10 protein-coding genes are annotated in these 10576 nt (G+C 63.5%); 6 read left to right on the forward strand and 4 right to left on the reverse strand.

What is annotated here, in order from left to right; genetic code table 11:
• Both RMO57_RS09890 and pmbA read right to left on the reverse strand, forming a co-directional pair.
• The coding region (locus RMO57_RS09890) for a twin-arginine translocation signal domain-containing protein (RefSeq protein WP_310386166.1) at nt 1-374 on the reverse strand (374 nt) is incomplete at its 3' end.
• Between the two features lie 167 nt (nt 375-541).
• A complete protein-coding gene (gene pmbA, locus RMO57_RS09895) occupies nt 542-1957 on the reverse strand; it encodes a metalloprotease PmbA (protein ID WP_310386168.1) in 1416 nt (471 codons plus the stop codon).
• Between the two features lie 205 nt (nt 1958-2162).
• Here pmbA and yjgA point away from each other — a divergent pair, with 205 nt between their 5' ends.
• Together yjgA and mog are read left to right on the forward strand one after the other, a co-directional pair.
• Nucleotides 2163-2741: a ribosome biogenesis factor YjgA gene (yjgA, locus tag RMO57_RS09900; RefSeq protein WP_310386170.1), complete on the forward strand. Its 579-nt coding sequence runs from the start codon at nt 2163-2165 to the stop codon at nt 2739-2741.
• Nucleotides 2728-3345, forward strand: a complete 618-nt coding sequence (gene mog / locus RMO57_RS09905; protein ID WP_310386172.1) for a molybdopterin adenylyltransferase — start codon at nt 2728-2730, stop codon at nt 3343-3345. The genes yjgA and mog overlap by 14 nt, the downstream gene beginning before the upstream one ends.
• Here the strand turns inward: mog and cysE are convergent.
• Nucleotides 3338-4117: a serine O-acetyltransferase gene (gene cysE / locus RMO57_RS09910; RefSeq protein ID WP_310386174.1), complete on the reverse strand. Its 780-nt coding sequence runs from the start codon at nt 4115-4117 to the stop codon at nt 3338-3340. The genes mog and cysE overlap by 8 nt on opposite strands.
• Nucleotides 4118-4171: 54 nt before the next feature.
• Nucleotides 4172-4918, reverse strand: a complete 747-nt coding sequence (locus RMO57_RS09915; RefSeq protein WP_310386176.1) for an RNA methyltransferase — start codon at nt 4916-4918, stop codon at nt 4172-4174.
• 167 nt (nt 4919-5085) lie between these two features.
• Between RMO57_RS09915 and RMO57_RS09920 the strand changes: the two genes are divergently transcribed.
• The 4 genes from RMO57_RS09920 to RMO57_RS09935 form a co-directional block, all read left to right on the forward strand.
• On the forward strand, nt 5086-6036 hold the full coding sequence (locus tag RMO57_RS09920) for an inositol monophosphatase family protein (protein WP_310386178.1): 951 nt from the start codon (nt 5086-5088) through the stop codon (nt 6034-6036).
• A 70-nt stretch (nt 6037-6106) separates the two neighbouring features.
• Nucleotides 6107-8698 (forward strand): DNA mismatch repair protein MutS, encoded by a 2592-nt coding sequence (gene mutS, locus RMO57_RS09925; RefSeq protein WP_310386181.1) that lies wholly within the window; start codon nt 6107-6109, stop codon nt 8696-8698.
• Nucleotides 8699-8702: 4 nt separating this feature from the next.
• Nucleotides 8703-9551, forward strand: a complete 849-nt coding sequence (locus RMO57_RS09930) for an alpha/beta hydrolase (RefSeq protein WP_310386184.1) — start codon at nt 8703-8705, stop codon at nt 9549-9551.
• Between the two features lie 44 nt (nt 9552-9595).
• The coding region (locus tag RMO57_RS09935; protein ID WP_310386186.1) for a CTP synthase at nt 9596-10576 on the forward strand (981 nt) is incomplete at its 3' end.

Below are 10576 nucleotides of genomic sequence, written 5' to 3' on the forward strand. Positions count from 1 at the left end.
CACGCCGTCATCTGGCGGCTATTCAGGCCGAACGGGATTGCACAGCCAATCGCGAAGGTCTCGTCCTTGCCGTGGAAGTAATAGGGCGCCGTGTGGGCCATTTCCACCGTGCCGTCCTTGACCGCATCGACCACACCAAAAGCGGGCATCAGTTCGCCGCCAGCATGGGTCGAAATTTGGAACTTGCCACCGGTCATCTCCCCAACCTTCTTGGCGAACATATCGGCAGCGCCAAAAATGGTGTCTAAGGATTTTGGAAAACTCGATGCCAGACGCCAGCGAATGGTCGCCTGAGCATGCACGACAGCGGGTGCAAAGCCGGCGGCCAGCACACCGGCCATGCCAGCCTGGCGAACAAAGGATCTACGCTCCATCTTGTGACTCCTAGTTTTGGATTTGCATGAAAATGCTGGCCAATTCTAGGGGGCACAAAACCGGTGCTTACCGGGGCAAACCCGTGCAAATACAGTCTCATTTTGGGATGTTGGCGCCAAACTCATTGCCGGCTTACGGCAAACTGAAAAGCCGCTTAAAAGAGGCCTTAGCTGCCCGCCAACTTCATCCGCGAGATCAGCACCGAACCTATCGTCTTGCCACCCATGGTGTAGCGATCGCAGCCGATGCCGATGATGTTTTGAAACATCTCGCTCAGATTGCCGGCGATGGTGATCTCGTGCACGGGGAAAGCGATCTCGCCGTCCTCGACCCAGTAACCGCTGGCGCCGCGCGAGTAGTCGCCGTTGACATAGTTGACACCCTGCCCCATCAGCTCGGTCACGAACAGACCGCGGCCCAGGCGCTTGAGCATGGTTTTGAGATCATCGCCGGGCGCCGTCAAGCGGCTGCTCATCTGCAGATTGTGCGAGCCGCCAGCGTGACCGGTGGTGCGCATCCCAAGCTTGCGAGCCGAATAGGTGGACAGGAAATAACCCTGCAACACACCGGCCTCGACCACGCTGCGCGGCCGGGTCGTGACGCCCTCATCATCGAAAGGCGCGCTGCCCTTGCCCTTGATCTCATGCGGGTTCTCATAGATATCGATGTGCGAGGCCAGCACGGGCTTGCCCAGGCTGTCGAGCAAAAAGCTGGCGCGCCGGTACAGCGCGCCGCCGCTGGTGGCCTGCACAACCGCGCCCAGCAAGCCGGCCGCGGCCGTGCTCTCGAACAAGACCGGCACCTCGGCGGTGGCGACACGGCGCGACTTCAGCCGTGACAGCGCGCGCTCGGCGGCGTAGCGGCCGATGCTCTCGGGTGTGGCCAAGTCGGCGGCGCTGCGCATCGAGCTATACCAAGAGTCACGCTGCATCTGCGCGCCGCGGCCGGCGATCGGTGCCACCGAAATTGAATGCCGCGAACTCGCGTAGCCGCCCCGGAAACCGCGGCTATTGCCCATATAGAAATGCGACTGCTGCGCTGATACCGCCGCGCCCTCGCTATTCGTGATGCGCTTGTCGGTGGCAAAGGCAGCGGCCTCGCAACGCAGCGCCATTTCGGCCGCACCCTGCGCGTCGATGGACCAGGGGTGGAACAGATCAAGCTCGGGCCGAGCCGCGGCGTCGAGCGACAAGTCTTCAACATCGGGCAGGCCGGCAACCGGGTCCTCGGCGGTGAAGCGAGCGATATCAAAAGCGGCGCGCACGGTATCTTGCAGGGCCTTGCGCGAGAAGTCCGAGGTGCTGGCGTTGCCGCGACGCTGGCCCACATAGACCGAAATGCCGAGCGATTTGTCGCGATTGCGCTCGACGTTTTCGATCTCACCCATGCGGGTCGAGACCGACAGACCGCAACCCTCGGAGACCTCGGCACCGGCGTCCGACGCGCCCAGCTGCTTGGCCTCGGCCAACACGTCCTCGATCAACTGCTGGAACTGCTCACCCCGGTAGGCGAAGCCGCTGACGGACTCATGCGTGCCATACGAAGCGGTTGGATGAGTGGAAGTCTTCGAGTGCTTTGACATGGATGGGTGTGGCGAATTAGGTCTGAGAATTGAAGTCACGCTGCCGGCAGACGGGCGGCCTGCCGAAGATAATTTGGAGAACTAAGGGACAATCATACGAGCGGCGCGCGCAAGCTGTGCGCCAAGCCGCTCACCACTGCGCTGCAATAAACCGCTTTTTTCGGTCAAGCCCAGAACACCCGTCGAACATTGCCCAAGAACCACCATGCGAACACAAGAAGAAACAAATGCCGGCGACGATGACTTTGACGGCCCTAGCAAAAGCCAGCTCAAACGCGAGATGACCGATCTGCAAGTGCTGGGCAAGGAGTTGATGACCCTGCCGGCCAGCCGCATCGCGCCGCTGAATCTGCCCGAGATTCTGGCCGACGCGCTGAAAGACGCCAAGAAGATCACCGCCCACGAGGGTTTGCGGCGGCAGATGCAATACATCGGCAAGCTGATGCGCCGGGTCGACCCCGAGCCGCTGCGCCAAGCGGTGGCCGACTTCAAGCTCGGTTTCGCCAAAGACAGTTTGGCGCTACACCTGAGCGAGCGCTGGCGCGAACGCTTACTGGCCGATGATGCGGCCATGCAGGACTTCATTCAGGAACACGAGGGCATCGATGTGCAGCAGTTGCGCAGCCTCGTGCGCGCGGCCCGCAAAGACGCCGTACTAGAACCCGAAAAGCGCTCGGGACGGGCTTTTCGCGATCTATTCCAGTTCATCAAAACCGAGGAGTTGCGGGTAGCGCCCAAGGCTGAGCCGGCCCATGACGGCGACGGCGACGATGCTGACGAATGACAGTCCAGAGCCGGTGCGCATAGGCATCGTCTCGATCAGCGACCGTGCTTCCAGCGGCGTCTACGAAGACAAGGGCCTGCCGGCCCTGCAGGCGTGGTTGAGCAGCGCGCTGCACAACGCTATCGAGTTCGAGGCGCGCTTGATTCCGGATGAGCGCGCCTTGATCGCGCAGACGCTGCGTGATCTGGTCGACAACGCTAACTGCAATTTGGTACTGACCACCGGCGGCACCGGCCCGGCGCTGCGCGATGTGACGCCCGAGGCGACGCTAGATGTGGCCGACAAGGAAATGCCCGGCTTCGGTGAGCAGATGCGGCAGATTTCGCTGCGCTTTGTGCCCACCGCGATTTTGTCTCGCCAGGTCGCGGTGATTCGGGCTAAGGCTCTGGTCATCAATCTGCCGGGCCAGCCCAAGGCGATCGCCGAGACCTTGGCCGGCCTGAAAGATGCCGACGGCAAGCAATTGGTGGACGGCATATTTGCCGCCGTGCCCTATTGCATCGACCTGATCGGCGGCCCCTACCTGGAAACGCGCGACGAAATCGTGCGGGCTTTCAGGCCCAAGTCCGCGCAACGCCCCGCTCGAAGCAATCCGGTTATTTGACCAAACGGGTCAAACCAGCGGCGTCGAAGGCCTCGTCCTGCTGCGCGTCTTGCGGCACACAGTCACCGACCTTGGAGTTAGTGGCCGCAGACAGCTTGCAGACCGCCTGCCAGAGCAGGGTGATTTGGTGATCATGGCCGGCTGCGTTGTCGATCAAACCGCGCATCGCCTGCGCGACCGGGTCGTCACCCAAACTCACGCCGTAAGCCGAAAAGCGCTCGGTCGCCGCAGACTTCGCTTCACTTTTCGCTTCGATCTTGGCTTCGATGACACGCGCCGGGTTGCCCACGGCCGTCGCGCCGGCCGGCACCGGTTTGGTCACCACCGCGCCCGAGCCAATGCGGGCGCCGGCGCCGACGGTGAAGCCGCCCAGCACGCAGGCATTGGCACCGACAATGACGCCGGCCTCCAGCGTCGGGTGGCGCTTGGCGCCCTTGACCAAGGCGGTGCCACCCAGGGTGACGCCCTGGTAAATGGTGCAGCCTTCGCCGATCTCGGCCATCTCGCCGATCACGATGCCCATGCCGTGGTCGATGAAGACCTTGCGCGAGATGCGCGCACCGGGGTGGATCTCGATGCCGGTGAAAAAGCGCGTCAGGTGCGAGATGAAACGGCCCAACCATTTGAAGCCATGCTGCCAGCACCAATGCGCGCGCCTGTGCAGGATCAAGGCATGCAGGCCCGGATAGCAGGTCAGCACCTCCAACGCCGAGCGGGCGGCGGGGTCGCGTTCAAGGATGCAGGCAATGTCTTCGCGCAGGCGTTGGAACATGGGGGTGGCTGATGAGTCAAAAGCAAGTGAGGCCGGCCAGTTTAGCGGCGCACTTCAATCTTCGCTGCCAGGCCTGGCCTTTGGGCGTGCTGGCTCCACCATCGCCCGCGCGATGCCGCGAAAGATATGCACCTCGTCCAAACTCAGCTGGACGCGGTTGAACAATTGAGTCAGCCTGGGCATCAGCTTCCTCGGCACCAAGGGGTCCAGATAGCCGATGGCCTCCAGCGAAGCCTGCAGATGATCCAGCATGCCCCGCACCGCCTGGACATCGGCCAACTTTGGGTCGGGTGTGCGGGCGGCCACCGCAAAACCGCCGAGCGCCTGGCGCCAGTCATAGGCCAACAACTGCACCGCCTGGCCGAGATTGAGCGAACCGTAGTCGGGATGGGTGGGAATCGACAGCACGGCGTGGCAGCGGTAGACGTCGTCATTGCTCATGCCGAAGCGCTCGCAGCCAAACACCAGGCCGAGTTTGTGCTGTTGACCCTCGGGGGCCGCCAGCTCGGCAAACAGCGAGCGCGGCTCGCGCACCGGCGGGCCGAAGTCGCGCGGCGTCATCGCTGTCGCGCAGGCGAAAGTGACGCCGTCCAACGCTTCTTCCAGCGTGTCAACGATGCGGGCGTTCTCCAGAATGTCGTTGGCGCTGCTGGCCAAGGAGATGGCGGCCTGTTGGGTCAGCACGTCGGCGTAGCGTGGCCGCACCAGCACCAGCTCCGAAAAACCCATCACCTTCATGGCGCGCGCGGCGGAGCCAACATTGCCGGGGTGGCTGGTTTGAATCAGGACAAATCGTGTCATATCTACGGGCTGCGCTCGGGTCAGGCCGGCAGCCCATTTGGAGGAATGGGCCGCGCTCGGCTAAAATACGGGATTATCCTTAGTCCGGCTCACGCAGCCGCACAACTGGACAAGAAGCCGCTCTTTTTTTCCGCCAGTCCACCTCTTCAGTCAAGGTACCCCTTCGCATGACGCAGCAATCCTCACTCCATCCCATGCTCAATGTCGCCATCAAGGCGGCGCGCTCGGCCGGTGCCATCATCAACCGCGCCTCCATGGACCTCGACATCCTGAAGATCAACACGAAGGCACCCAATGACTTCGTGACCGAGGTGGACCAAGCTGCTGAAAACATCATCATCGAGACCCTGCTCGGCGCCTACCCCGACCACGGCATCCTGGCCGAAGAATCGGGCCGCGAGCATGGCAACAAGACCTCCGAGTTCGTCTGGATCATCGACCCGCTCGACGGCACCACCAACTTCATCCACGGCCTGCCCATGTACTGCGTGTCGATTGCGCTGGCGCATCGCGGCGTGATTCAGCAGGCCGTTGTCTATGACCCGACCCGCAACGATTTGTTCTATGCCACCAAGGGCCGCGGCGCCTTCATGAACGACCGCCGCTTGCGCGTGTCCAAGCGCACCCGCATGAGCGACGCCTTGATCGGCACCGGCTTCCCGTTCCGCCGTGGCGACAACTTCAAGCGCTATATGAAGATGTTCGAAGAGGTGATGGTCGAATGCGCCGGCCTGCGCCGCCCCGGTGCCGCAGCCCTGGACCTCTGCTATGTGGCGGCCGGCTATTACGACGCCTTCTTCGAGACCGGCTTGCAGCCCTGGGATGTGGCGGCCGGCTCGCTGATCATCACCGAGGCCGGTGGTCTGGTCGGCAACTTCACCGGCGAATCCGATTTCCTGCACCAGCGTGAAGTGGTGGCCGGCAACCCGAAGATCTATGGCCAGTTGGTGACCATCCTGGCGCCGTACACGCGGGTGATCAAGGTAGAGGAAGAGGCGCAAGCTGGTGCGGACGCCAGCGACTCCACAAGCCCGGCGGCTGCACTGGCTGCCGCAATTGAACCCAAGAAGCGTGCCAGCGTGCGCATCCGCAAGTCGGACGACGCGCAAGCCGACTAAACTTCGATCCAAGCACGGTCCTTCCAAAGCCCTCAGCCGAGGGCTTTTTCAATTGCTGTAAACAAAGCCAATGAGCCAAGTTCAGGATTTCTCCGCCCACACGCCGGTGATGGCGCAATACCTTCGCATCAAGGCTGAGCACCCCGATGAGCTGGTGTTCTTCCGCATGGGCGACTTCTACGAGGTCTTCTTCGACGACGCCCGCAAGGCCAATGCGCTGCTCGACATCACCCTGACCACGCGCGGCATGAGCGCCGGTCAGCCGGTGGTGATGGCGGGGATTCCGGTCAATGCTTTGGAGAGTTATCTGGCCAAGCTGATCAAGCTGGGAGAGGCGGTGGCGATTGCCGAGCAGGTCGGCGATGTGGCGACAAGCAAAGGCCCGGTCGAGCGCAAGGTGGTGCGCGTGGTCACGCCGGGCACCGTCACCGACAGCGAGCTGCTGGCCGACAAGCAAGACTCGGTCTTGCTGGCCGTGGTGGCGCAGGGCAAGACTTACGGCCTGGCTTGGCTGTCGATGACGCAGGGCCAGTTGGGACTGGCCGAATGCACGGACAAGGAGCTGCCCTCCTGGCTGGCGCGCCTGAGCCCGGCCGAGGTGCTGATCGACCGCGAAAAGCAGCCGGCCGCCGTGCTGGCCGCCCATGTACCGATCACCAACCGGCCGAGCTGGCAGTTCGACAGCGCTTTGGGCGCGCGCAAGCTGTGTGAGCAGCTGGCCGTGGCCAGCCTGGCCGGTTTCAACGCCCAGCAGCTAGTCGCGGCACACGCGGCGGCCGCTGCTTTGCTCAGTTATGCCGAACACACCCAGGGCCGCGCACTCGCCCATGTGAAGAGCTTGCAAGTGCAGCGCAGCGGCGAGCTGCTGGACTTACCGCCTGCCACCCAGCGCAATTTGGAGCTAACGGTGACCTTGCGCGGTGAGACGGCACCGACCCTGCTGTCGCTACTGGATAGCTGCCGCACCGGCATGGGCAGCCGGGCGCTGCGTCAATGGCTCTTGCACCCCAAGCGCGAGCGGGCCGAGGCGCTGGCGCGGCACGCCGCGATTGCTGCCATGCTGGAAAGTTCACCCGAGCCCTTGCGCGAGGCGCTGCGCCAGGTCTCGGACGTCGAGCGGATTGCGGCGCGCATCGCCCTGCGTCAGGTGCGGCCGCGTGAGCTGACCGGCCTGCGCGCGACCTTGCAGGTCTTGCCCGATTTGCGCCGCACCCTGCCCGCCGGCAGCGCCCTGCTGGACGAGCTCGCCGCTGGTCTCCTGGCCTCCCCGCATATCGAGGAGCTGCTGCGCCGCGCTCTTCACCAGGAGCCGGCCGTGCTGGTACGCGACGGCGGCGTGATTGCCGATGGCTTCGATGCCGAGCTGGATGAGCTGCGCGCTATTTCCAGCAATTGCGACGCCTTTCTGATCGATATGGAAACACGCGAACGGGCGCGCACCGGCATTCCCAATCTGCGCGTGCAGTTCAACCGCGTGCACGGCTTTTTCATCGAGGTCACGCAGGGCCAGGTCGATAAGGTGCCGGCCGACTACCAGCGCCGCCAGACGCTGAAAAACGCCGAGCGCTACATCACGCCCGAGCTGAAGGCCTTCGAGGACAAGGCCTTGTCGGCGCAGGAGCGTGCGCTGTCGCGCGAGAAATTATTGTTCGAGCTGGTGCTGGACCAGCTGATCGACGAGCTCCAGCCGCTGACACGCCTGGGCCGCGCGCTGGCCAGTCTTGACGCCTTGGCCGCCTTGACTGAGCGTGCGGCGACGCTGCGTTGGTGCCGGCCGGAGTTCGTCAATCAACCCGCCATTGACATCACGGCCGGCCGCCACCCCGTCGTCGAATCGCGCCTGCGCGAAACGGGCGCCGGCGAGTTCATGGCCAATGATTGCCACCTCGACGCCCGCACCCGCATGCTGATGATCACCGGCCCGAATATGGGCGGCAAGAGCACGTTCATGCGCCAGGTCGCCCTGATCGCCCTGCTCGCGGCGATCGGCTCCTATGTGCCGGCCGACGCCTGCCGACTAGGTCCCATGGACGCGATCCACACCCGCATCGGCGCGGCCGACGATCTCGCTAACGCGCAGTCCACCTTCATGCTGGAAATGACCGAAGGCGCGGCGATTATGCACAGCGCCACCGATCAGTCGCTGGTCTTGATGGACGAGATCGGGCGCGGCACCTCGACCTTTGACGGCCTGGCCCTGGCCGGCGCGATCGCCAGCCATCTGCACGACAAGAGCCGCTCGTTCACCTTGTTTGCTACCCACTATTTTGAGCTGACCGAATTCCCGGCCAAGCACCGCGAGGCAATCAACTGCCATGTGGGCGCGGTCGAGAGCGGCGACGCAATAGTCTTTCTGCACGAGATCCAGCCCGGCCCGGCCAGCCGCAGCTACGGCGTGCAGGTGGCGCGGCTGGCGGGCATGCCGGCCAGCCTGGTGCGCCAGGCACGTGCCACGCTGGAGGCGCTGGAGGCCAAGGCCGGCGAGGGCCGCGCGCAGATCGATCTGTTCGCGCCGCCGCCGGCCACTTCGGTGCCGGCAGTCGCTGAAGAGACAAGCGCCTTGCGGCAAGCGCTCGATGATGTCGACCCCGACACCTTGAGCCCGCGTGAAGCGCTGGCCCTGGTTTATCAGTTGAAGAACCTAAGCAGAGCAGCTCTTTGAATCCATGAGCAAGACCATCGTCTTCTCGCATGCCAACGGCTTCGGCGCTGGCTGCTACCGCCTGCTGTTCGAGGCCTGGCGCAACGCCGGCTGGCGCGTCCATGCGCTGCCCATCATCGGCCATGACCCGGCCTACCCGGTCACCAGCAACTGGCCGCATCTGCGCAATCAGCTGATCCACTTCATCGAGCGCGAAGTGCGGCCACAGATGGCAAGCCCTGGCCCGGTGGTGCTGATCGGCCATTCGCTCGGCGGCTTGTTGAGCTTGCTGGTCAGCAGCCGGCGGCCCGATCTGGTTCAGGGCCTGGTCTTGTTAGACGCACCGCTGGTGGCCGGCTGGCGGGCGCACAGCCTGCAACTGGCCAAGGCGACGCGGCTGATTGCGCGCGTCTCACCGGGGCGGATTTCAAGCCAGCGCCGGCATGAATGGCCGAGTCGGCCAGCGGTGCTCAGCCACTTCGCGGCCAAAGATAAGTTCGCACGCTGGGATCCCAGAGTCCTGGCGGACTATGTCGAGAGCGGCTTCGAGGATGGCGGTGATGGGCTGACCCGCATGCGCTTCAGCCGCGAGCAAGAGACCCGCATCTACAACACCTTGCCCCATCACCTCGGTCGCTTGATTGCCCGCCACCCGCCGCAATGCCCGGTCGGCTTTGTGGCCGGCGCCGAGTCCGAGGAGTTGCGCATGGCCGGCTCGGCGGCGTCCAAGGCGCTGGCCAAAAAGCATTTCGCCTGGATGCCGGGCTCGCACCTATTCCCGTTCGAGCGGCCGATTGAGACCGCCGCCCTGGTGCTGCAAATGCTGGATGCGATGCCACTCGATAGCAAGAGCGGCGATTTCGCCCCTCTATAATCGCGTTTTACCACCACAGCGTTTTTGAAAAGACGCTGCACGACATGACCAAATACGTCTACGTCACGGGCGGTGTGGTGTCCTCACTCGGCAAGGGCATCGCATCGGCTTCACTGGCTGCCATCCTCGAATCACGCGGCCTCAAGGTCACCCTGATCAAGCTCGATCCCTATATCAATGTGGATCCGGGCACGATGTCTCCGTTCCAACATGGTGAGGTTTTTGTCACCGAAGATGGTGCCGAAACCGATCTGGACCTGGGCCATTACGAGCGCTTCATCACCACGCGCATGAAGAAGGCCAACAACTTCACCACCGGGCAGATTTATATGTCGGTGCTGGAGAAGGAACGCCGCGGCGACTACCTCGGCAAGACCGTGCAGGTGATCCCGCACATCACCAACGAAATCCAAGACTTTGTGCGCCGGGGTGCCGGCGTCGGCACCGCTGATGCGGTGGATGTGGCGATTGTCGAGATCGGCGGCACCGTCGGCGACATCGAATCGCTGCCCTTCCTCGAAGCGGCGCGCCAGATGAGCATGAAGGCCGGCCCGAACCAGGTCGCCTTTGTGCATCTGTCCTATGTGCCCTGGATCGCCGCCGCCGGTGAGCTCAAGACCAAGCCGACCCAGCACACGGTGCAGAAGATGCGCGAGATCGGCATCCAGCCCGACGCGCTGATCTGCCGCGCCGACCGCCGTATCCCGGACGATGAGCGCGAGAAGATTTCGCTCTTCACCAATGTGCCCGAGTACGGCGTGATCTCGATGTGGGACGTTGACACCATCTACAAGGTGCCGCGCATGTTGCACGAGCAGGGTCTGGATCAAATGATCTGCACCAAGCTGCAACTGAACACCAAGTCGGCCGATTTGCGGCGCTGGGACAAGCTGGTGCATGAGGTGATGAACCCGGTCAAGGATGTCTGCGTGGCGATGTGCGGCAAGTACACCGACCTCAGCGACTCCTACAAATCGCTCAACGAGGCCTTGCGCCACGCCGGCATTCACAACCATGCTCGGGTC

The sequence above is a fragment of the Roseateles sp. genome (assembly GCF_031397715.1).
GTDB lineage: Bacteria > Pseudomonadota > Gammaproteobacteria > Burkholderiales > Burkholderiaceae_C > Paucibacter_A.

Coding starts and splice junctions, on each gene's coding strand:
- yjgA (WP_310386170.1), top strand. CDS start 2,163: ATGCGAACACAAGAAGAAACAAATGCCGGCGACGATGACTTTGACGGC.
- mog (WP_310386172.1), top strand. CDS start 2,728: ATGCTGACGAATGACAGTCCAGAGCCGGTGCGCATAGGCATCGTCTCG.
- RMO57_RS09930 (WP_310386184.1), top strand. CDS start 8,703: ATGAGCAAGACCATCGTCTTCTCGCATGCCAACGGCTTCGGCGCTGGC.
- pmbA (WP_310386168.1), bottom strand. CDS start 1,957: ATGTCAAAGCACTCGAAGACTTCCACTCATCCAACCGCTTCGTATGGC.
- RMO57_RS09920 (WP_310386178.1), top strand. CDS start 5,086: ATGACGCAGCAATCCTCACTCCATCCCATGCTCAATGTCGCCATCAAG.
- RMO57_RS09915 (WP_310386176.1), bottom strand. CDS start 4,918: ATGACACGATTTGTCCTGATTCAAACCAGCCACCCCGGCAATGTTGGC.
- cysE (WP_310386174.1), bottom strand. CDS start 4,117: ATGTTCCAACGCCTGCGCGAAGACATTGCCTGCATCCTTGAACGCGAC.
- mutS (WP_310386181.1), top strand. CDS start 6,107: ATGAGCCAAGTTCAGGATTTCTCCGCCCACACGCCGGTGATGGCGCAA.